Source organism: Streptococcus oralis SK610 (assembly GCF_000257455.1).
Classification (GTDB): Bacteria; Bacillota; Bacilli; order Lactobacillales; family Streptococcaceae; genus Streptococcus; species Streptococcus oralis_CB.
Window position 1 is genome coordinate 105,228 of the sequence record NZ_AJKQ01000003.1, and the last position, 20,509, is coordinate 125,736.

A 20,509-nucleotide genomic window follows, 5' to 3' on the forward strand; every position below is an offset into this window, starting at 1 on the left:
GAAACTAAAATCTAAGTGTATACAAGATATTGAAAGCGGTTTTCACAAGGTGTATACTAAACTTGTAAAAAATAGAACTGCTCTCAGCAGAAAAAAAGAAATCTTAGGAGAAAATCTATGTCAGATTTGAAAAAATACGAAGGTGTCATTCCAGCCTTCTACGCATGTTATGATGATCAAGGAGAAGTCAGTCCAGAGCGTACGCGTGCCTTGGTTCAATACTTCATTGATAAGGGAGTTCAAGGCCTCTATGTCAACGGTTCTTCTGGTGAATGTATCTACCAAAGTGTGGCAGATCGCAAGTTGATTTTGGAAGAAGTCATGGCAGTTGCCAAGGGCAAATTGACTATCATCGCTCACGTAGCTTGCAACAATACCAAAGACAGTATGGAACTTGCTCGTCATGCGGAAAGCTTGGGAGTAGATGCTATTGCAACAATCCCACCAATTTACTTCCGCTTGCCTGAGTATTCAGTTGCTAAATACTGGAACGACATTAGTGCTGCAGCACCAAATACAGACTATGTTATCTACAACATTCCTCAATTGGCAGGTGTTGCTTTGACTCCAAGTCTTTACACTGAAATGTTGAAGAACCCTCGTGTTATCGGTGTTAAAAACTCTTCAATGGCAGTTCAAGATATTCAAACATTCGTTAGCCTTGGTGGTGATGATCGCATCGTCTTTAACGGTCCAGATGAACAGTTCCTAAGTGGACGCCTCATGGGTGCTAAAGCTGGTATCGGTGGTACATATGGTGCTATGCCAGAACTCTTCTTGAAACTCAATGAGTTGATTGCTGAGAAAGACTTGGAAACAGCTCGTGAATTGCAATACGCTATCAATGCAATCATTGGTAAATTGACTGCTGCACATGGAAATATGTACTGTGTGATTAAAGAAGTTTTGAAAATCAATGAAGGTTTGAACATTGGTTCAGTTCGTTCACCATTGACACCAGTAACCGAAGAAGATCGTCCAGTTGTAGAAGCAGCAGCGCAATTGATTCGTGAAACCAAGGAGCGCTTCCTCTAATCCATAAGGAGGTATTTATGACACACTACGTTGCAATTGATATTGGCGGAACCAACATCAAATATGGTTTGATTGACCAAGAAGGCCAACTTGTTGAATCGCATGAAATGCCAACTGAGGCATATAAGGGTGGTCCCCATATCTTACAAAAGACCAAAGATATCGTAGCCAGCTATTTAGAAAAAGGTCCAGTAGCAGGTGTTGCTATTTCTTCTGCAGGAATGGTGGATCCTGACAAGGGTGAAATCTTCTATGCTGGTCCTCAAATTCCTAACTACGCAGGAACCCAGTTCAAGAAGGAAATCGAGACGAGCTTTGCGATTCCTTGTGAAATTGAAAATGATGTCAACTGTGCAGGTCTTGCTGAGGCAGAATCTGGTTCAGGCAAGGGAGCGAGTGTCACTCTTTGCTTGACCATTGGAACAGGTATCGGTGGTTGCTTGATTATGGATGGGAAAGTCTTCCATGGATTTAGCAATTCAGCCTGTGAAGTTGGCTATATGCATATGCAGGATGGAGCTTTCCAAGACTTGGCTTCTACGACAGCCTTGGTAGAATATGTGGCAGCAGCTCATGGCGATCCAGTTGATCAGTGGAATGGCCGACGCATTTTCAAGGAAGCTACCGAAGGAAACAAGATCTGTATGGCTGGCATTGACCGCATGGTAGATTACCTTGGGAAAGGTCTGGCAAATATTTGCTACGTTGCCAATCCAGAAGTAGTCATTCTCGGTGGCGGTATCATGGGACAAGAGGCTATCCTCAAACCGAAGATCCGCACAGCCTTGAAGACGGCCTTGGTACCAAGTCTAGCTGAAAAAACAAGATTAGAATTTGCCCATCACCAAAATACAGCAGGGATGTTGGGAGCCTATTATCATTTTATACTCAATGAAAATCAAAGAGCAAAGTAGGAAGCTAGCCGTAGGCAGTACTTGAGTACGGCAAGGTGAAGCTGACGTGGTTTGAATTTGATTTTCGAAGAGTATCAAGACAAAACAATCCAAGTTTGGAATTATAGAATTAAGAAAAACACTTAATCACTACTTGAGTGAAAACTGTTTTGCTTAATTCTTTTTTTATTGAAAAATTTGAGCCAAAGTAGGTAATCGTGAGAAACTAGGAGAAAATAACCACCTTGCATGAGAAGTTAAGGCGAGATGATGAACTACAAGGCGAGAGTAATTCTATCATCCATTTAATTGATATTTAGCTTGAGTAAATGGGAAAATGTAGAAAAATGATATAATGAGATGGACGATTATTTGACAAATTAGAAGTTGTAGCGGTGAAAAAACTGTAATGGCAACACATCCAGCTTAAATCGAATAGTATAACATTACGAGGAGATTATCAGATGAACAATTATATAAAATGTAATCAAGATAGATGGAATAGTGTAAGAAATGTCTATACTGAGCCATTGACACATGAAGAATTAGAAGAAGTTAGAGAACATCCAATTTCTGTTGCCTTAACTGTTGGGAAAAAAGTTCCGATAGAATGGTTTGAAAAAGCCAAGGGAAAAAAGATATTAGGGTTAGCTTGTGGTGGTGGCCAGCAGGGGCCCGTTTTTGCTGCAAAAGGTTATGATGTCACCATCATGGATTTTTCTACATCACAATTAGAAAGAGATGAGTTGGTTGCTAAACGAGAAGGCTTAAAAATCAATACCGTTCAAGGTGATATGACAAAACCATTTCCATTTGAAAATGAAACTTTTGATATTATTTTTAATCCAGTTTCAAATGTATACATAGAGGATTTAAAAAACATGTATAAAGAAGCCTCTCGCGTATTGAAAAAGGGCGGTTTGTTAATGGTCGGATTTATGAATCCTTGGATCTACATGTATGATGCTGACACTGTATGGGACAAACCTGATGAGGAATTACTGTTACAGTTTTCAATCCCTTTTAATTCAAGAGAGCTTGAAGAGGAAGGCAAGATAACGATAAATCCAGAATATGGATATGAATTTAGCCATACCTTAGAAACTCAGATTAGAGGACAACTGAAGAATGGTCTCGCTATGATTGATTTTTATGAATCGTGTGATAAAAGACATCGATTATCACGTTATGGAAATGACTACATCGCTACACTTTGCATTAAACTATAACCTTATAGAACGTACTTTTGAAGAATAGCTCGTTTTATTTTACGATTAGAATTTCCCATACCCAAAATACCACAATGGTGGGTGCCTATTATCATTTTTTACTCAATGAGAATCAAAGAGCAAAGTAGGGAGCGAGCCATAGGTTGCTCACAGCACAGCCTTGAGGTTGTAGATAAGACTGACGAAGTCAGTTACCTATACGTACGGCAAGGTGAAGTTGATGTGGTTTGAAGAAATTTTCGAAGAGTATTAAAACAAAACAATCCTAGTTTGGTTCAACCAAACTAGGATTTTCTAACGCGTTTTTGTCTACGATAGCCATTGAGCTTTTTGTTTTCCCAATAACTATTAAAGATTTTTTCCTTGCTCTCGCGATTGATTTCCAAAAAGTAGGCATATATCAAATCTATTAAAATGAGCATAGGGAGCTGAGCGGAAATACGCTGGATGTAAGAAGATTGACTATGATTTGCTACAAGAATGGTCTCGGTATATGCCTGACTATTTTTGTTTGGAGCGCTAGTAAATAAAATGGTCTTGGCCCCCATTTCCTTAGCATCCAACAAACTATCAAGGACGGATTGGGTGGTGCCAGACAGGGAAAAACCTAGCACCAAACAATTTTCATCCATGATACTGGTCGTCCAAGCAAAGCCATCCTGATCGGTCAAAGCTTCACAGACAACACCTAATCGCATAAAGCGCAGTTTCATCTCACGGGCAATCAGACCAGAACTTCCTGTCCCAAAGAAGTAAACTCGTTCTGCGTCATCGATTAATTGGGCGATGCGTTCCAGTTGTTCTTCGTCGATCAAATCCTGTGTTTGTTCTCGCATGATACTGTAGCTTCGCAAAACACGTTTGGTCAAAGGACTGTGTTTGTGCGAATGAGTGTCCTGTTTACTAGCCTGATGTTGGTATTGAAAGACGAACTCTCGGTAGCCTGTAAAACCACACTTTTTGGCAAAGCGGGTCAAGGCTGCTTGGGAGATATGTAATTTCTGGGTAACTTGCTGAGAAGAGAGATCATCTTGAATCGTTTCAGTTTGCAAAAAATAGCGAGCGATTTCTTGCTCAAGCTCGGTTAATTCTTCAAAATGGAGATCGATTATGGTTGCGATATCTGGCTTGTTCATGAGGCTCCTTTTTATGAGTCAAAGTCTTAAAAGCTAACGCTTTCCTAACTATTACTATCATTATATCATAGAAAATAGGATAACCAAATAAAAAGGCATTTTCAGTTAAAAGTCAAAAAATGCTTCGACTTTTCCAAGAGTTTCTCCGTAAAATATGGTACAATGAAATGTACTGAGCTTTACCTATTTACTCTATTATTTTAGGGGAAATAAAGGTGGAAATCGGGAATTTTTCTAGAAAAGAGTCTTAGTTGTATGAGAAAATTTAATAGCCATTCGATTCCGATTCGGCTTAATTTATTATTTGCGATTGTCATTCTGCTCTTTATGGCCATTATTGGTCGATTGTTATACATGCAGGTGCTCAATAAAGATTTCTATGAAACAAAATTGGCCTCAGCCAGCCAAACAAGGGTAACAACCAGTTCAGCTCGTGGACAGATCTATGATGCGGCAGGGAAACCCTTGGTAGAAAACACTGTCAAGCAGGTTGTTTCTTTCACACGAAACAATAAAATGACAGCAGCTGAATTGAAGGAGACAGCCAAGAAACTTCTCACATATGTAAATGTAACCTCCCCTGATCTGACAGATCGACAGATTGCAGACTACTACTTGGCGGACCAGGATATTTACAAAAAAACAGTCGAATCCTTACCAAGCGATAAACGCCTGGATTCAGATGGGAATCGTTTATCAGAAGCGACTCTCTACAATAATGCGGTTGAAAGCATTGACGTGAGTCAACTCAATTATACAGATGACCAGAAAAAGGAAATCTATCTCTTTAGTCAGCTCAATGCCGTTGAAAATTTTGCAACGGGAACCATTTCTACGGATGCCTTAGATGATACCCAAGTTGCTCTCGTTGCATCAGCGTCCAAGGAATTACCAGGTATCAGCATTTCAACCTCATGGGATCGTAAAGTACTGGATACATCTTTATCAACAATCGTTGGTAGCGTTTCAAATGAGAAGTCAGGACTTCCGGCTGAGGAAGTTGATGCTTATCTCAAAAAAGGCTATTCTCTCAATGACCGAGTGGGAACTTCCTATCTTGAAAAGCAATATGAAGATGTTCTTCAAGGCAAACGCTCCGTCAAAGAAATCCACCTCGACAAACACGGAAATATGGAAAGTGTGGAAAATGTCGAAGAAGGAAGCAAAGGAAACAACATCAAGTTAACGGTTGACCTAGCTTTCCAGAATGGTGTGGACGACCTACTCAAGAGCTACTTCAACTCAGAGTTGGGTAATGGTGGAGCAAAGTACTCTGAAGGAGTCTACGCTGTAGCCCTCAATCCTAAAACCGGTGCAGTTTTGGCCATGTCAGGTGTCAAGCATGATGTCGAATCCGGTAAATTAAGTTCAGATTCGCTTGGAACGATAACCAACGTCTTTGTGCCAGGATCTGTTGTTAAGGCGGCGACCATCAGCTCTGGTTGGGAAAATGGAGTCTTATCAGGTAATCAAACCTTGACAGACCAGCCGATTGTTTTCCAAGGTTCGGCCCCTATCAATTCATGGTATACCTTGTCCTATGGCTCTTTTCCGATCACAGCAGTTGAGGCTCTAGAGTACTCTTCTAATGCTTACATGGTTCAAACTGCTCTAGGAATCATGGGACAGACCTACACACCAAACATGGTGGCCGCAACGGGACAGTTAGAGACTGCAATGGGCAAATTGCGGTCAACCTTTGGGGAATACGGACTCGGAGCTTCAACAGGGATTGACCTCCCAGATGAATCCACAGGATTCACGCCAAAAGAATTTGATTTGGGGAACTATATCAATAATTCCTTTGGTCAGTTTGATAACTACACACCGATGCAGTTAGCCCAGTATGTCGCAACCATTGCAAACAATGGTGTGCGTTTAGCTCCTCACATCGTTGAAGGAATCTATGACAACAATGACCAAGGTGGCTTAGGCAGTCTAGTTCAGGAAACAGCTGCCAAGGAAATGAACAAGGTCAATATCTCAGAAGCCGATATGGCTATCTTGCACCAAGGTTTCTATCAAGTTTCGCATGGAACGAGTGCCCTTACGACAGGTCGTGCCTTTTCAAATGGCGCAGCCGTATCCATCAGTGGGAAAACGGGTACTGCCGAAAGTTACGTTAATGGCGGTCAAAAAGCTAATAACACCAATGCCGTCGCCTATGCACCGTCGGATAATCCTCAAATTGCGGTCGCAGTCGTCTTTCCTCATAACACCAATCTAACAAACGGTGTTGGACCTTCCATTGCGCGCGACATTATCAACCTTTATAACCAACACCATCCAATGAATTAGAAAGGAACTTATGCTGTATCCAACACCTATTGCCAAGCTGATTGATAGCTATTCCAAGCTTCCAGGTATCGGGATCAAAACGGCTACCCGCCTAGCCTTCTATACCATTGGAATGTCCGATGACGATGTCAATGAATTTGCCAAAAACCTCCTATCTGCTAAGCGGGAATTGACCTATTGTTCCATCTGTGGCCGCTTGACGGATGATGATCCTTGCTCGATCTGTACGGATCCGACTCGAGACCAGACAACCATCTTAGTGCTAGAAGATAGTCGCGATGTGGCTGCTATGGAAAACATCCAAGAATACCACGGACTCTATCATGTCTTGCATGGACTCATTTCTCCGATGAATGGCATTAGCCCAGATGATATCAATCTCAAGAGTCTCATGACTCGTCTCATGGATAACGAGGTTTCAGAGGTGATTGTGGCAACCAATGCGACGGCAGATGGGGAAGCGACCTCTATGTATCTCTCTCGTCTCCTCAAGCCAGCTGGTATTAAGGTCACTCGCCTGGCACGAGGCCTGGCCGTGGGGGCAGATATCGAGTATGCGGATGAGGTCACACTCTTACGAGCAATTGAAAATCGGACAGAGTTGTAGGAGTCAGTTAAAACGTAGTTCATTTTGACACATAAGACAAGCCCTAGGAATTTTTCTTGGGCTTGTCTTTTTCTGTTTCTCACGAGAGGTGAACAAGCCTTGCTAATAAGACTACTCAAACTATAAGGCATCAGAAAAGGGATTTCCAAAATGACTAGTGCCGTCTTTGTCAAACTCATTCACTGAGCGATAGAGTTTACTCTAAGGAGATGAGCGTACTTGCCCCTAGGGTTTGTTTTGAAATCGTACTATTTTTGTGTTATGATATGGTCAATATATAATAAATAAAGGGAGTTTGAAGTATGGGTGGAAAGATAAAATCTAGCACGATAGCAGCAGAGGCAGCTATTAATGAATTGGTCGGGTATGACACGAGCAAGAAGCAAAATCAGCAAGTAGAATTTTCGTATACTTCTGAAATTGCTGGGATGGAAGCTGGACGTCAGGCCTGCAATCAAATGCTTCAGGCGGTCAGTGATTTCAGCTCGGCTGTTTTGACCCAAGCAAATAAGTTTCCAGAAATTGCTCATAAGATTGAAAAACGCGACGTAGAGCAGGCTAAGAGGTGGGAACATTAAAAATGGCAGATAAGAACGAAGAAAAACGCTACAAACTTTGGAGAGAAATTGTCAAGATTGACGATAAAGAAGAAAGTCTTCAGACTCTAAAAAGACAATATGAACAGCAGCTAACTCACTTTCACTCAGAAATCCAGAGCATCCACCATCGTATGGCGACTCTATTGGCTCTCTCACCCAGTTCTCGTCAGGTGATAGAGCAAATCGAAAGTGATAATAGAACCATTCAACGACAGGTCAACTCTTATGTAGATGAGGAACTGGATGAATTGGGAAAACAAACGAAGAAGGCTCGTCGGTCTTTCGATGAAGCTAGAGAAGAACTGATATCAGAAAGGAACCGGCTACCATGGGAGTAAAATACAGCGCACAAGAATCCCAAGAATTGATTCAAGCCATGACTAACAACCTCCAAGTCGCAAATGAAGTCACGGACCGCTTATCTAGTGGCTGTGACCACCTGATTTCCTCTTTAGACTCAGGTGAGCTGACAGGAGCAGCCTACACAGCTGGGAAGGGTCTCTTTACAGAGATTATCATCCCCAGCATCAAGAAGTTACAAGCAGCGATAGATGATATCCAACTAGAGTTGACTTCTTATAAAAATGCGGATGCTCAGGTCTCTGGATATGGAGATTTGGACCTAGACCAGCTCAAGGAACTGAAAAAGCTGAGGGAAGAGCAGTTAGCTATCGTAGAAGCTCAGATTCAAGCGAGGGAGAACTGGCTAAATCAAATCAAAGATCTCTTTACACTTAATTGGGGGAAAGCTTTCTCTGAGAAGACCATCCTCTACAATACTAAGTCTCAAATCGAGTCAGGTATTCAGGATTTGGAAGACAAGATTGAAAAACTAGAATTTTTTGTCTCAGAGGTTTCCCAGTATTTCAGCGATAGCCTAGAAGTCCTTGGCCTAGCGATTCAAGGAGCTACGCAACTAAGTAAAATCATTGTCGATAGCGATGGCAACTACTATGCGGACGGTCTGGACATGAGCTGGGTGCAAAAGATGAAGGATGTGAAGATTGTTTCGCATGCCAAAAGAGATTTTCAAGACTCGGAAACTCGTGCCATCAATAAAGCTTCTAGGGATATGATGCTATCGGAAGATGGTGATGCCTACTATCGTGCCGAATTAAAGAAGCGCTTAAAAGGCCATGACAAGTCCGAATGGGATAAAATAATTGACGACTACAATCACACTCTTAAGATTGATGAAACAGGGAATATCATTGAAATTTCCCCCTTGGAACAAGGCTATGTCGTTTCAAAAAACGGGAAATACGATGCTGACTATACTCATTTGGTTAACAAAAAGTTTGATGAATTAAAAGCACAAAACTTTGAAGCAAATTCAGTCGAATTTTGGAGTGGAGTAGCTCAAATATTCTCTGGATTGGGAGTTTACTTTGCGAGTGGTGCTCTTGAAGTCTTGAGTATCATGGCTGGTCCACCAACAGCAGGGACAAGTATCGTAGCTGGTACCGCAGCATCTGTGACAGGGGTACAATATGGGAATGTACTGATAGCTAGTGGAGCAGTAACTAGCTTATCAGCTATCACAAAGACGGCCTTACTAAATGGCGAAATTCAGGTTAATTATTCTAGCAACTACGACAGCTGGCAGGCCAATAAACCGACGAGTAAGACTTTTGGGACTGTTGAAGGAAAAGTAAAAGGAAAGAAAGCGAATATTCGCGTAGATGCAGAACCCCATAGTGGTAAAGTTCAGATTCAGTCAGGGGGAGGAAAATCAGGTTATAGAGTTAATGCGCATAGAGGAATGGATAAAATTGTCGATGCGGCAAGTGCTAGAGAATGGATTGATGATATTTCAGAATTGAATAAATTATCAAATTATGAAAAAAATCAATTAGTCAAATATATTTTAAAAGCTGTTAAGTGGTTAAAATCATAGGAGGGAAAATGAAAGTTTACATCAAAGGTGATTACACCAAAGAAATTCCATTTGATTACATGGAACTAGCGAAAAGGATGTGGTTTGAGGAAAAAGATGGAATAGAGCCGGATTTGTCGTATGCTGGGTTTCTAGAACTACCAATCGAGAAACTTTCTATTCATTTAGAATTAGATAAGGAAACTCATGATGATAGGTGGAAAAGTGTTCAGATTAAGGAAGGGATAAAATATGATTTTTTATCCCATAAGTCAGAATATATACAGCTAGATTACGAAGATGCAATGATGTCGGATTTTCGTGAGAAAGGTGAATGTTTAAGAATTGCTTCTAAGCACCTTGACCTTCTCACTGTTGATAAACGAGCTATGTATATTATGGCCATTGAAATTGCGACTGCTATTGATGGTCAGATTAGCGAAGATGATAAAGAGAGCTGGTTAAGTGTGGAGGAATTTAAAAAACGGCATGAGGATATCCTTTCGATGAGTTATGAAGAAGCTAATGAGCTGAGTTTGGAAGAAATTCCGTTTATGGATGATGTGAGAGACCCAGTTTGGGAAGAAGACGACCGCAGGAATGAAGAATACATCAAAATCCATGGCGAGCCAGTTTATGACGACGAGGAAGAATGAAATTATACTTAAAAGGCGATTATACAAAAAGAGTACCTTATGGTTATTTAGAACTAGCTGGTAAAATGTGGTTTCCAGAAGATGAGCAAATTTCTTACTCAAATGCTGGGAACAATGATGCATTACAAGAAGATTTTTTCTCAAATTTATCCTTGAGGAAAGGCACTGCGGATAAGAGATGGTCTAGTGTCCCCCTAAAGGAAGGAGTACGAAGACTCTTTTCACATCTTGACGAATGTATTGAAATTAATTTTGAAGATGCATTTGCTACAGATTATAATGAAAAGGGAGACTATCTCCGTATTTTAACCACCCATCTAGAAGTTTTGACAGTTGATAAACGGGCTATGTACATTATGGCGCTTGAGATTGCAAAGGTGATTGATGGGCAAATTAGCGAGGATAATAAGAAGACATGGCTAACAGTCGAGGAGTTTAGGAAAAAGCACGAGGCTATTCTATCTCTAACTTTTGAAGAAGTAAATGAACTAAGTTTGACTGAAATTCAAACGATGGATGTTGTAGACGATCCTCTTTGGGAGGAAGAAGCCACTCGTCGAAAAGAATATATACTAGCACATGGAGGCGATATCTCAGATTTATGAGACTATATATCAAAAGTGATTTTAAGAAAAAAATAACCTTTACGACAAGAGAGTTGCTCTGGGAAATGTGGTTTAAGGAATGGCATGGTCATCCTATTACATACTCAAACGTTGGTGATGATGAGATGCTACAAGATGATTTCTTTTTTGGAGTTCAATTTGATAAATGGCGATTTAATGATAAACGATGGAATCATATACCATATGACAAGAGTGATCCTTGGAATTCGTTTTCTGATGAAAATATTCAATTGGAATTTGAAAAAAATTTCATTACAGAGTGGAGAGAACGTGGAGATTATCTACGTATCGCAACATCTCATATAGATGTTTTAACTGTAGACAAACGTGCTTTATACATTATGGCAACTGAAGTAGCATCTGCCATTGATGGTCAGATTAGCGAAGACGGCAAGCAAAGTTGGCTAAGTGTAGAAGAATTTAAGAAATATCACAAGGATGTTCTTTCACTGACTTATGATGAAGCTGTTGAAATCAGTTTGGAAGAATTAAAGACAATGGTACCGGTAAGAGATCCTCTATGGGAAGAGGAGGAACGGCTTCGAGAAGAATACATCAAAATCCACGGCGAACGTGTTTATGATGATGAGGAAGATGAGTGAGATTATATCTTAAAGGCAACTACGAAACTAGTATATACCAAAACTGTATGGAATATCCTTGGAAAATGTGGTTCAAAGAACGTAAGGGAGTGAAAGTTGGTTTTTCTTATGCATTTGATGATAATTTTTATTTGAGTTTAACTCTAGATAAATTTTCTTCAAATGATGAGCGTTGGGGAATGGCTGATTTTAGAATAGGAAAAGACTCTTGGGCGACTTTTAAGCGTGAAAATTTAAATTTTGAAGATTCTTATGAAAGTGATGGGCGAGAAAAAGGAGACTATCTTCGAATAATCACGACTCATAAGGATATTCTAACGGTTGACAAGCGAGCGCTCTATATCATGGCGATTGAGGTAGCATCTGTCATTGACGGTCAAATCAGCGAAGACGACAAAGAAACTTGGCTGAGTGTTGAAGAATTCAAAACGAAACATAAAGACCTACTGAATATGACCTACGACGAAGCAGTCGATATTAGTTTAGAAGAGATAAAGGTTTTGAAAGCTATTGACGATCCCATCTGGGAAGAATTGGATAGGAAGCGCGAGGAGTATATCCGAATCCATGGAGAGGTAGAGTTGGACGACGAGGACGACGAGTGAGATTATATATCAAAAGTGATTTTAAGAAAAAAATAACCTTTACAACAAGAGAGCTTGTTTGGAAGATGTGGTTTAAGGAACGGAATGGCAAGAAAATAAGTTTCTCCAATGTTGGTGATGATGAGATGTTACAGGATGATTTTTACTTTGGTGTTCGGTTACACAAATGGTCTTCAGTTGACGAAAGATGGGATAAGGCTCCTTTTATAATTCCTAGTAATCCTTGGTTGTCTTTGGAATATGAGAATATAACACTTGAATTTGAAAATGATTTTATTACTGATGGGAGAAAGCGTGGAGAATACCTTAGAATTGCGACTACTCATACAGACATTTTAACGGTTGATAAACGTGCTATGTATATTATGGCAGTCGAGGTGGCTTCTGCTATTGATGGGCAGATCAGCGAGGATGACAAGCGAACCTGGATGGATGTAGAGACTTTTAAGGAGTTGCACAAGGATGTCTTATCACTAAGTTACGATCAAGCAACCGATATCAGCGTGGAGGAACTGAAAAGTTTGAAACCTGTAGAGGATACTTTGTGGGATGAAGAAGAGCGTCTTCGTGAAGAATACATCAAAATCCATGGCGAACGTGTTTATGACGATGAGGAAGAAGATTGAGAATTTATATTAAAGGCGATTACACCAAAGAAATTCCATTTGATTATTTAGAACTAGCGAAGAGAATGTGGTTTGAAAATTATCAAGGAGAAGGCATCCCACTCTCCTATTCTGGTTTTCTTCAAATCAGAGATAGGAATGATATAGCAATTCATCTAAAACTAGATAAACAGGATTATGATGAACGTTGGTTGCATGTTCCGATACAAGAAGGAATAAAATACCGTTTTTATTCACAAATTGATGAAGATCTAAATTTGGAATTTGAGAATGCTTATGTAACTGATTTTCGCGAAAATGGAGACTTTTTGCGTTTGGCTTCTACCCATCTTGAATTGCTCACTCTTGATAAAAGAGCGTTCTATATCATGGCTATTGAGATTGCTACAATCTTTAATGGACAAATTAGCGAAGATGACAAGAAAACATGGATAACAATCGAGGAATTCAAGGAAAAGCACAAAGATATCTTATCTCTGACCTTTGACGAAGCAAATGAGATGAGTTTGGAAGAAATTCAGACGATTGACGCTATTGACGAACCCATCTGGGAAGAATTGGATAGGCTTCGTGAAGAATACATCAAAATCCATGGTGAACGTGTGTATGACGACGAGGAAGACGAGTGAGACTATATATCAAAGGCGATTACACCAAAGAAATTCCATTTGATTACATGGAACTAGCGAAAAGGATGTGGTTTGATACTAAAGATGGGAAGACAGTAGATATTTCTTATTTTGGGAATACTCGCCCATTTAAAACAGACCCAACTATTCACTTGAAATTGAATAAGTGGATGCATGATAATAGATGGAATAATGTTCAGTTGAAAGAAGGGATTATCAATAAATTTGGGAGTCATGTATATGAAAATCTTGAATTAGATTTTGAAGACAATCCAGCAACAGACTATCGAGAAAAAGGAGACTGTCTACGTTTAGCTACTACCCACCTTGACCTTCTCACTGTTGATAAACGAGCTATGTATATCATGGCAGTCGAGGTAGCTTCTGCAATTGATGGTCAGATTAGCGAGGATGACAAGGAGACCTGGATGGATGTAGAGACTTTTAAGGAGTTGCACAAGGATGTCTTATCACTAAGTTACGATAAAGCAACCGATATCAGCGTGGAGGAACTGAAAAGTTTGAAACCTGTAGAGGAACCTTTGTGGGATGAAGAAGAGCGTCTTCGTGAAGAATACATCAAAATCCATGGTGAACGTGTGTATGACGACGAGGAAGACGAGTGAGAGTTTATAATAAAACTTATTTGAAAGAGAGTGTTATATGGAGGGAAGAAACTAATGTCAGATAAATTAAAACAGTTTAAATGGTTGATCGTATTGTTTTTGTTTCTGTTAGCAATTCCTTCATATTTTGCTTACAATCATTTCCGACAATCTAGTACTTTAAAAGAAGCCTTTGAGAAAAATGAAAGAATTGAAGTTCTTCATCATTTAATGGCATCAGGAAAATATGCGTCTGACATCCGCAAGGCAGGATATACTATTCCTTCTGACGGAGCTATTCGATTGGATGGAGTTATTTATCCATTAGAAATTGAAGGAGAGTTACATTTGAAAATTAGCCCTCCCAAAAATGATGCTAAGGATTTTCAGTTGTTTTTCATTACACAGATTAATGAAAAACAAACGCATGTAGCTTTTATTTTAGATAAAAATCTGAATTTAATTGATTCCAGCTATTCTCAGCAAAATGATAACGGGAAAAGAGAGATTGTTTCTGTCTCACAATCCGAAGAAGATTACTTGTTGAGAAGTGTTCAAAGCGAGATTGATGACTTCATGAAAAAAATGTATCAAACCTTGTATGGTTAGATTGTTAGAGAAAGTAACTTCTTGCTCAACGCAATGCTGTATGAACAAGACTTCTATGATTACTTAGACAGAGGGGGTGAAAAAATGTCGGGACTTAAAAAAATGCTAATCGTGATTGGTTCTGTAATTGCCTTAGCTACTGGTTTGAATCTTTACTTTCAGTATCAAAACCATCAAGAACATATGCAATTAAAAACCTCCTTTGAAGAGAGGGACAATATAGCCGTCTTACAACGTTTGATGGCATCAGGGAAATATGCGCCTGACATCCGTAAAGCGGGCTATGTCATTCCTCCCGATGGAGCTATTCGCTTGGATGGAGGAATTGCTTCCATCGAGATAAAAGGAGACATCGATTTGAAAATATCGTATCGTGGACGGGGGGTTACTGCTTATTTTGAAATAGAGATAGATGGTAAAATAACTAGTGTACTATATGAATTGGATAAGAACTTGGATATAGTTTCTAGCGCCTATTTTCAAACAAATGAAAAAAATAAAAATGAGAGAGTGAACATCTCTCAATCCGAAGAAGAGCGCCTATTAAAGATTGTTCAAAGCGAGATTGATGGCTTCATGAAAAAGATGTATCAGACTTTGTATGGATAGTTTACCAGAGAAAGTAACTTCTTTCTTAACACAATGTCGTATGAACAACACTTCTATGATTATTTAGACAGAGGGAGTGAAAAAAATGTCGGGACTTAAAAAAATACTAATCGTGATAGGTTCTGTAATTGTTTTAGTTACTAGCTTGAATCTTTATTTTCAGTATCAAAACCACCAAGAACATACGCAATTAAAAACCTCCTTTGAAGAGAGGGACAATATAGTTGTCTTACAACATTTGATGGCATCAGAAAAATATGCACCTGACATCCGTAAAGCGGGCTATGTCGTTCCTCCCGATGGAGCTATTCGCTTGGATGGAGGAATTGACTCCATAGAGATAAAAGGAGACATCGATTTGGATATCTCAAATCCGGGACGGAATGGGGTTACTGTTTATTTTAGAATAGAGATAGATGGTAAAATAACTAGCGTACTCTATGAATTGGATAAGAACTTTGATATAGTTTCTAGCAGCTACTTTCAATTTAATGAAAAAAATATAAAAGAGAGTGTGACTATCCCCCAAGCTGAAGAAGAACGCCTATTAAAGATTGTTCAAAAAGAGCTTGATGGCTTCATGAAAAAGATATATCAGACTTTGTATGGATAGTTTGCCAGAGAAAGTAGCTTCTTGCTCAACGCAATGCTGTATGAACAACGGGGTGTGTTGAGGGATTTTACTAGAAAAAGATACCGTAGATGAGATACAAAAAAATTACCCAAGTACTTATAATTTCATTCGAAATATTGAAACAGGGAATCAAGAGTTGACAGAGATGAGGTGATTAGATGAAGAAGAGAAAATTTGTAATTTTTTCGTTGCTAATAGTTCTATTATTATCTTTCTCTGGTTTTCAGTACTATAAATATCAGAGAGTTCATAATATTTTTGATGAAATATACTACGAAGAAAGTGATTATCACAATTATACATTTCTCTGGAAAGGACGAGCTTTTTATAAGTTAAAAAGTTTAAAATTTGTGGACAACGATTCTCAAGAAATTTCTATTCATTCTATTGATTATAAAAGTGTAGATTTACCAAATACTATTCAATCTCTAGGTTATTATTTTTAATTTGGATTTCAGGAGATGACGAAAGTTGGGATAGAGATGCGTTTGAGACTGCCAGATACAGAGACAACCATAAATGTAGATTACCTGTACGATGTAAACAATCGGCAATTAGAACGGTTTATGTGGTACTATGATGATGAGAGTACAGGATATTTTCAGTAGTCTCAAGTAGAGGACTTTCTTGCCAAACGCGGTAAGACTGTTGATGAGATTCGCAAGGAAGCAGACAATGTACTCCGTAATAAAGTCCTTAAAGACTGGACCACTATCTACTCTAGTCGTTTTAGCCCAGATAATTGGGGAGAAGTGACAGTTAAGGATATATGGAGAACAGAATAACAAACGAAACGGCGAGGCAATAGTGTTATACAGGTGGGTTGCTATGACAGAGTTCTTAAGAATATTTTATTTTATTCGATAGCTTTGGTCTGCTTTCTTTTGGTGTGACGAAAGAAACTCCCTATACTATCACCATCACCAATGTAGACGACAAGCCAGCTTACTTTGAAGCTCAAGTGGTGGATCGGTAGATTTAGGAACCGTAAACTAGGCCTCAGTTGTTGTAATTGTTTGGTAAAGGAGACTTATTTGCTTTGAAAGTAACAATCAGCTTGTTTCTTTCGAATATGCAAGAGAGGCTCTAGTGGCGAATACTAGTCAAAATGTCAAAAAAGATTTAGATAAACCTAATCCCGCAGTTGGAGAGTAAAATGTTAAAAAGAATAAGAAACTATTATAAAAACAAACCAACTCAAGCTGTCTTGATGCTTACAGTTCTTATTTGGTCAGTATATGAGATTGGTGCGACCAGTTTGGCAAGTAACTCTGCATTAACTAAGGAATTCATGCATAGTCGGTATGTTATGGTTTGGTCAATAGTAGATAAGAAAGTGAAATTATACCATTATAAAGAGGAGTGGACGACCCCTGCCTTAGACGGGTTAATGCATTTAGATTATAAAAATATTAAAATTACGGGGTATCCTTGTAAATATGGTCAACAAGTCTTCGCAGAATATAATCAAACTCCTAATAATAATTACGATATTTCATTTCCTTTAGAAGGAACACTGTCTGAAGCGTATTTTTCAACTTTGGATGCTAAATATTATCTGATATCAGAAAATGCAACTATTGTAGAGAAAAAGCTAGGTAAGAATATTGAGGATTTAATTCAGGAAATAGAATTAGTAAGAGAAGAGTTTAGCTCAGTTCTTACTAGGATGAAAATCCTTCGTTTGGTCTATTTGATTCTTCGTATGATAGTATTGTTGCAGTGTATCAGGTGGTCGGGTCAGCGTAGAAAAAGGAAAGAGAACGAAATTTTGCAGAATAGATAGAGCTCCAAAAAGGTATGATGATAAAGAGCTTCCAAACAATCAAACAGATATTCATTTGGTAAAGAATGGAATTGTTGTCAACTACCAAGGGGAGAAAGTTTTTTTATGTAACCAATAACAAGTCCTACACGATTACCATGACCAATGTAGACGACAAGCCAGCTTACTTTGAAGCTCAAGTGGTGGATCGGTAAAATTTCAGCTCTCAAATGAGGGCTTTTTTAGATTCAAGTTTCAAAAAAGAAGCAAATATGATATACTAAAGAACGAGTATTCTATTAGAATTAGGACAAGCAATATGAAACAAACGATTATTCTTTTATACGGTGGACGTAGTGCAGAGCGTGAAGTCTCTGTCCTTTCAGCTGAAAGTGTTATGCGTGCGGTCAACTACGACCGTTTCACCGTCAATACTTTCTTCATCAGCCAGTCAGGTGACTTTATCAAAACACAGGAATTTAGCCAGACCCCAGCTCAAGAGGATCGTCTCATGACCAATGCGACTATTGACTGGGACAAGAAAATAGCGCCAAGTGCCATCTATGAAGAAGGTGCAGTGGTCTTTCCAGTTCTTCATGGTCCGATGGGAGAAGATGGTTCAGTTCAAGGATTCTTAGAAGTTTTGAAAATGCCTTATGTTGGTTGTAATATCTTGTCATCCAGCCTTGCCATGGATAAAATTACGACCAAGCGTGTCTTGGAGTCTGCTGGGATTGCCCAAGTACCTTATGTGGCCATCGTTGAAGGCGATGATGTGACTGCTAAAATCGCTGAAGTTGAAGAAAAACTGACTTATCCAGTCTTCACGAAGCCGTCAAATATGGGTTCAAGTGTCGGTATTTCTAAGTCTGAAAACCAAGAAGAACTCCGTCAAGCTTTGGAACTTGCCTTCCAATATGACAGCCGTGTCTTAGTAGAGCAAGGGGTAAATGCCCGTGAAATCGAGGTTGGTCTCTTGGGCAACTACGATGTCAAGAGCACGCTTCCTGGTGAAGTGGTTAAGGATGTTGCCTTTTATGACTATGATGCCAAATACATCAATAACAAGATTACCATGGACATCCCAGCCAAGATTAGTGATGATGTGGTAGCTGCCATGCGTCGAAATGCTGAAACAGCCTTCCGTGCGATTGGTGGACTTGGTCTGTCTCGTTGTGATTTCTTCTATACAGATAGGGGCGAGATTTTCCTAAATGAGCTTAATACCATGCCAGGTTTTACCCAGTGGTCTATGTATCCACTACTTTGGGACAATATGGGAATCAGCTACCCAGAACTAATCGAGCATTTGGTTTCTCTTGCTAAGCAAAGTTTTGACAAGCGCGAAGCGCATTTGCTATAAAAATGAAAGAGAGGGTAGAAGCCAGAACTATCACTGCATGGTGACTAGAGTTCTCGGACTTCAACCCTTTTTAAAGGAGTAGAAATGAAATTAACAATCCATGAAGTTGCCCAAGCTGTCGGAGCTAAAAATGATGTTAGTCTTTTTGCGGATGCTCAGTTAGAAAAAGCTGAGTTTGACAGTCGTTTGATTGGGACAGGTGATTTGTTTGTGCCACTCAAAGGTGCGCGTGATGGTCATGACTTTATCGAAACAGCTTTTGAAAATGGTGCAGCAGTAACCTTGTCTGAGAAAGAGGTCGCAAATCATCCTTACATTGTAGTAGATGATGTGTTGACTGCCTTTCAACAACTAGCTGCCTACTATCTTGAAAAAACGGCTGTTGATGTCTTTGCGGTTACGGGTTCAAATGGCAAGACAACCACTAAGGATATGTTGGCGCACTTGCTTTCAACAACCTACAAAACCTACAAAACACAAGGAAACTACAATAACGAGATTGGCCTTCCTTACACAGTTCTCCACATGCCTGAAGGAACAGAAAAGTTGGTCTTGGAGATGGGGCAGGATCACTTGGGAGATATCCATCTCTTGTCAGAATTGGCCCATCCAAAAACAGCCATTGTGACCTTGGTTGGAGAGGCTCATTTAGCCTTTTTCAAAGACCGTTCAGAGATTGCTAAAGGAAAAATGCAAATTGCTGATGGTATGGCACCAGGTTCTTTGCTTTTGGCACCAGCTGACCCGATTGTAGAGGACTACTTGCCTACAGATAAAAAAGTGGTCCGTTTTGGGCAAGGAGCTGAGCTGGAAATCACAGACTTGATTGAGCGCAAGGATAGTCTGACCTTTAAGGCGAATTTTTTGGAGCAAGCCCTCGATTTGCCAGTGACAGGTAAGTACAATGCCACCAATGCTATGATTGCTGCGTATGTGGCTCTACAAGAAGGAGTTTCAGAGGAGCAAATTCGTCAGGCCTTTCAGAACCTAGAATTGACCCGCAATCGTACTGAGTGGAAGAAGGCAGCCAATGGAGCGGATATTCTGTCTGACGTATACAATGCCAATCCAACTGCTATGAAGTTGATTTTGGAGACATTCTCTGTCATTCCAGCTAATGAAGGGGGCAAGAAAATCGCTGTCTTAGCAGACATGAAGGAACTTGGTGACCAGTCTGTTCAGCTCCATAACCAGATGATTTTGAGCCTATCGCCAGATGTGCTGGATACCGTTATTTTCTATGGAGAAGACATTGCCGAATTGGCCCAACTTGCTAGTCAAATGTTCCCAATCGGCCACGTTTTCTACTTCAAGAAAACAGCCGACGAGGACCAATTTGAAGACCTAGTAAAGCAAGTCAAGGAAAGCCTCAGTGCCAATGACCAAATCTTGCTCAAAGGCTCTAACTCTATGAATCTAGCCAAGTTGGTAGAAAACCTAATGTAGTTTAGTGATTTCCATATGAAACTGTAGATTTCAAATCAGTGCATTTCTGCAATACAAATGA

General features: G+C 39.6%; 25 protein-coding genes and 1 pseudogene. 25 read left to right on the forward strand and 1 reads right to left on the reverse strand.

The window, feature by feature from the left end; genetic code table 11:
- The first annotated feature begins 117 nt into the window (after positions 1-117).
- The 3 genes from HMPREF1115_RS03370 (at position 118) to HMPREF1115_RS03380 (ending at position 3,157) form a co-directional block, all read left to right on the forward strand.
- On the forward strand, positions 118-1,035 hold the full coding sequence (locus tag HMPREF1115_RS03370; RefSeq protein WP_001281467.1) for a dihydrodipicolinate synthase family protein: 918 nt from the start codon (positions 118-120) through the stop codon (positions 1,033-1,035).
- Positions 1,036-1,052: 17 nt separating this feature from the next.
- A complete protein-coding gene (locus HMPREF1115_RS03375; RefSeq protein ID WP_000150268.1) occupies positions 1,053-1,949 on the forward strand; it encodes an ROK family protein in 897 nt (298 codons plus the stop codon).
- A gap of 443 nt (positions 1,950-2,392) precedes the next feature.
- Positions 2,393-3,157, forward strand: coding sequence for a class I SAM-dependent methyltransferase (locus tag HMPREF1115_RS03380; protein WP_001067284.1), 765 nt, complete (start codon positions 2,393-2,395; stop codon positions 3,155-3,157).
- Positions 3,158-3,441: 284 nt separating this feature from the next.
- On the opposite strand, the gene HMPREF1115_RS03385 is transcribed toward HMPREF1115_RS03380, so the two are convergent.
- A complete protein-coding gene (locus HMPREF1115_RS03385) occupies positions 3,442-4,293 on the reverse strand; it encodes a MurR/RpiR family transcriptional regulator (protein WP_001039489.1) in 852 nt (283 codons plus the stop codon).
- A gap of 255 nt (positions 4,294-4,548) precedes the next feature.
- Between HMPREF1115_RS03385 and pbp2b the strand changes: the two genes are divergently transcribed.
- From pbp2b to HMPREF1115_RS03480, 22 genes and pseudogenes are all read left to right on the forward strand, one after another.
- The gene (gene pbp2b, locus HMPREF1115_RS03390) at positions 4,549-6,591 is read left to right on the forward strand and encodes a penicillin-binding protein PBP2B (RefSeq protein ID WP_001224839.1); all 2,043 of its coding nucleotides are present in this window, start codon (positions 4,549-4,551) and stop codon (positions 6,589-6,591) included.
- A gap of 10 nt (positions 6,592-6,601) precedes the next feature.
- A complete protein-coding gene (gene recR, locus HMPREF1115_RS03395) occupies positions 6,602-7,198 on the forward strand; it encodes a recombination mediator RecR (protein WP_000966752.1) in 597 nt (198 codons plus the stop codon).
- Between the two features lie 302 nt (positions 7,199-7,500).
- Positions 7,501-7,776, forward strand: coding sequence for a hypothetical protein (locus HMPREF1115_RS03400; protein ID WP_000509002.1), 276 nt, complete (start codon positions 7,501-7,503; stop codon positions 7,774-7,776).
- Between the two features lie 2 nt (positions 7,777-7,778).
- Entirely contained in the window at positions 7,779-8,135 is a 357-nt protein-coding gene (locus tag HMPREF1115_RS03405) for a hypothetical protein (RefSeq protein WP_000764041.1), read from the forward strand.
- A complete protein-coding gene (locus tag HMPREF1115_RS03410; protein WP_000538405.1) occupies positions 8,126-9,694 on the forward strand; it encodes a virulence protein in 1,569 nt (522 codons plus the stop codon). The genes HMPREF1115_RS03405 and HMPREF1115_RS03410 overlap by 10 nt, the downstream gene beginning before the upstream one ends.
- An 8-nt stretch (positions 9,695-9,702) precedes the next feature.
- On the forward strand, positions 9,703-10,329 hold the full coding sequence (locus tag HMPREF1115_RS03415; RefSeq protein WP_000870286.1) for a hypothetical protein: 627 nt from the start codon (positions 9,703-9,705) through the stop codon (positions 10,327-10,329).
- Positions 10,326-10,934, forward strand: coding sequence for a hypothetical protein (locus HMPREF1115_RS03420; protein WP_000780962.1), 609 nt, complete (start codon positions 10,326-10,328; stop codon positions 10,932-10,934). The genes HMPREF1115_RS03415 and HMPREF1115_RS03420 overlap by 4 nt, the downstream gene beginning before the upstream one ends.
- Entirely contained in the window at positions 10,931-11,557 is a 627-nt protein-coding gene (locus HMPREF1115_RS03425) for a hypothetical protein (RefSeq protein WP_001242083.1), read from the forward strand. Before HMPREF1115_RS03420 ends, HMPREF1115_RS03425 begins: the two co-directional genes overlap by 4 nt.
- Complete coding sequence (locus HMPREF1115_RS03430; protein WP_001242118.1) at positions 11,554-12,162, forward strand: hypothetical protein; 609 nt, start codon at positions 11,554-11,556, stop codon at positions 12,160-12,162. Before HMPREF1115_RS03425 ends, HMPREF1115_RS03430 begins: the two co-directional genes overlap by 4 nt.
- Complete coding sequence (locus HMPREF1115_RS03435; protein ID WP_002881876.1) at positions 12,159-12,788, forward strand: hypothetical protein; 630 nt, start codon at positions 12,159-12,161, stop codon at positions 12,786-12,788. Before HMPREF1115_RS03430 ends, HMPREF1115_RS03435 begins: the two co-directional genes overlap by 4 nt.
- Positions 12,785-13,417 (forward strand): hypothetical protein, encoded by a 633-nt coding sequence (locus tag HMPREF1115_RS03440; RefSeq protein WP_001223901.1) that lies wholly within the window; start codon positions 12,785-12,787, stop codon positions 13,415-13,417. The genes HMPREF1115_RS03435 and HMPREF1115_RS03440 overlap by 4 nt, the downstream gene beginning before the upstream one ends.
- Entirely contained in the window at positions 13,414-14,043 is a 630-nt protein-coding gene (locus HMPREF1115_RS03445; protein WP_001242078.1) for a hypothetical protein, read from the forward strand. The genes HMPREF1115_RS03440 and HMPREF1115_RS03445 overlap by 4 nt, the downstream gene beginning before the upstream one ends.
- Before the next feature lie 54 nt (positions 14,044-14,097).
- Entirely contained in the window at positions 14,098-14,631 is a 534-nt protein-coding gene (locus tag HMPREF1115_RS03450; protein ID WP_001280940.1) for a hypothetical protein, read from the forward strand.
- Positions 14,632-14,715: 84 nt separating this feature from the next.
- The gene (locus HMPREF1115_RS03455) at positions 14,716-15,240 is read left to right on the forward strand and encodes a hypothetical protein (protein ID WP_002881878.1); all 525 of its coding nucleotides are present in this window, start codon (positions 14,716-14,718) and stop codon (positions 15,238-15,240) included.
- An 85-nt stretch (positions 15,241-15,325) separates the two neighbouring features.
- Positions 15,326-15,853 carry a hypothetical protein gene (locus tag HMPREF1115_RS03460; RefSeq protein WP_000015797.1) on the forward strand — a complete coding sequence of 176 codons (528 nt, stop codon included), beginning with the start codon at positions 15,326-15,328 and terminating at the stop codon, positions 15,851-15,853.
- Between the two features lie 179 nt (positions 15,854-16,032).
- Positions 16,033-16,320, forward strand: coding sequence for a TipC family immunity protein (locus HMPREF1115_RS12235; protein ID WP_000746268.1), 288 nt, complete (start codon positions 16,033-16,035; stop codon positions 16,318-16,320).
- Positions 16,321-16,335: 15 nt separating this feature from the next.
- Positions 16,336-16,482 (forward strand): hypothetical protein, encoded by a 147-nt coding sequence (locus HMPREF1115_RS12240; RefSeq protein ID WP_225893231.1) that lies wholly within the window; start codon positions 16,336-16,338, stop codon positions 16,480-16,482.
- A gap of 12 nt (positions 16,483-16,494) precedes the next feature.
- Positions 16,495-16,659: pseudogene (locus HMPREF1115_RS12245) on the forward strand (TipC family immunity protein); the annotation flags it as partial.
- Between the two features lie 371 nt (positions 16,660-17,030).
- Positions 17,031-17,660: a hypothetical protein gene (locus HMPREF1115_RS03470; RefSeq protein ID WP_000919640.1), complete on the forward strand. Its 630-nt coding sequence runs from the start codon at positions 17,031-17,033 to the stop codon at positions 17,658-17,660.
- Positions 17,661-17,725: 65 nt separating this feature from the next.
- Entirely contained in the window at positions 17,726-17,854 is a 129-nt protein-coding gene (locus HMPREF1115_RS12325) for a hypothetical protein (protein WP_002881950.1), read from the forward strand.
- A gap of 104 nt (positions 17,855-17,958) precedes the next feature.
- Positions 17,959-19,002, forward strand: a complete 1,044-nt coding sequence (locus HMPREF1115_RS03475) for a D-alanine--D-alanine ligase (RefSeq protein ID WP_000814695.1) — start codon at positions 17,959-17,961, stop codon at positions 19,000-19,002.
- An 84-nt stretch (positions 19,003-19,086) separates the two neighbouring features.
- Positions 19,087-20,448 carry a UDP-N-acetylmuramoyl-tripeptide--D-alanyl-D-alanine ligase gene (locus HMPREF1115_RS03480; protein WP_000778729.1) on the forward strand — a complete coding sequence of 454 codons (1,362 nt, stop codon included), beginning with the start codon at positions 19,087-19,089 and terminating at the stop codon, positions 20,446-20,448.
- Positions 20,449-20,509 lie beyond the last annotated feature (61 nt).

What these genes read in the sequence shown, in the direction of transcription:
- HMPREF1115_RS03455 (WP_002881878.1), top strand. Translation starts at nt 14,716, where the DNA reads ATGTCGGGACTTAAAAAAATGCTAATCGTGATTGGTTCTGTAATTGCC.
- HMPREF1115_RS12235 (WP_000746268.1), top strand. Translation starts at nt 16,033, where the DNA reads ATGAAGAAGAGAAAATTTGTAATTTTTTCGTTGCTAATAGTTCTATTA.
- HMPREF1115_RS03450 (WP_001280940.1), top strand. Translation starts at nt 14,098, where the DNA reads ATGTCAGATAAATTAAAACAGTTTAAATGGTTGATCGTATTGTTTTTG.
- HMPREF1115_RS03480 (WP_000778729.1), top strand. Translation starts at nt 19,087, where the DNA reads ATGAAATTAACAATCCATGAAGTTGCCCAAGCTGTCGGAGCTAAAAAT.
- HMPREF1115_RS12240 (WP_225893231.1), top strand. Translation starts at nt 16,336, where the DNA reads ATGACGAAAGTTGGGATAGAGATGCGTTTGAGACTGCCAGATACAGAG.
- HMPREF1115_RS03410 (WP_000538405.1), top strand. Translation starts at nt 8,126, where the DNA reads ATGGGAGTAAAATACAGCGCACAAGAATCCCAAGAATTGATTCAAGCC.
- HMPREF1115_RS03470 (WP_000919640.1), top strand. Translation starts at nt 17,031, where the DNA reads ATGTTAAAAAGAATAAGAAACTATTATAAAAACAAACCAACTCAAGCT.
- HMPREF1115_RS03415 (WP_000870286.1), top strand. Translation starts at nt 9,703, where the DNA reads ATGAAAGTTTACATCAAAGGTGATTACACCAAAGAAATTCCATTTGAT.
- HMPREF1115_RS03405 (WP_000764041.1), top strand. Translation starts at nt 7,779, where the DNA reads ATGGCAGATAAGAACGAAGAAAAACGCTACAAACTTTGGAGAGAAATT.
- pbp2b (WP_001224839.1), top strand. Translation starts at nt 4,549, where the DNA reads ATGAGAAAATTTAATAGCCATTCGATTCCGATTCGGCTTAATTTATTA.
- HMPREF1115_RS03420 (WP_000780962.1), top strand. Translation starts at nt 10,326, where the DNA reads ATGAAATTATACTTAAAAGGCGATTATACAAAAAGAGTACCTTATGGT.
- HMPREF1115_RS03380 (WP_001067284.1), top strand. Translation starts at nt 2,393, where the DNA reads ATGAACAATTATATAAAATGTAATCAAGATAGATGGAATAGTGTAAGA.
- HMPREF1115_RS12325 (WP_002881950.1), top strand. Translation starts at nt 17,726, where the DNA reads ATGGAATTGTTGTCAACTACCAAGGGGAGAAAGTTTTTTTATGTAACC.
- HMPREF1115_RS03460 (WP_000015797.1), top strand. Translation starts at nt 15,326, where the DNA reads ATGTCGGGACTTAAAAAAATACTAATCGTGATAGGTTCTGTAATTGTT.
- HMPREF1115_RS03375 (WP_000150268.1), top strand. Translation starts at nt 1,053, where the DNA reads ATGACACACTACGTTGCAATTGATATTGGCGGAACCAACATCAAATAT.
- HMPREF1115_RS03425 (WP_001242083.1), top strand. Translation starts at nt 10,931, where the DNA reads ATGAGACTATATATCAAAAGTGATTTTAAGAAAAAAATAACCTTTACG.
- recR (WP_000966752.1), top strand. Translation starts at nt 6,602, where the DNA reads ATGCTGTATCCAACACCTATTGCCAAGCTGATTGATAGCTATTCCAAG.
- HMPREF1115_RS03370 (WP_001281467.1), top strand. Translation starts at nt 118, where the DNA reads ATGTCAGATTTGAAAAAATACGAAGGTGTCATTCCAGCCTTCTACGCA.
- HMPREF1115_RS03400 (WP_000509002.1), top strand. Translation starts at nt 7,501, where the DNA reads ATGGGTGGAAAGATAAAATCTAGCACGATAGCAGCAGAGGCAGCTATT.
- HMPREF1115_RS03475 (WP_000814695.1), top strand. Translation starts at nt 17,959, where the DNA reads ATGAAACAAACGATTATTCTTTTATACGGTGGACGTAGTGCAGAGCGT.
- HMPREF1115_RS03385 (WP_001039489.1), bottom strand. Translation starts at nt 4,293, where the DNA reads ATGAACAAGCCAGATATCGCAACCATAATCGATCTCCATTTTGAAGAA.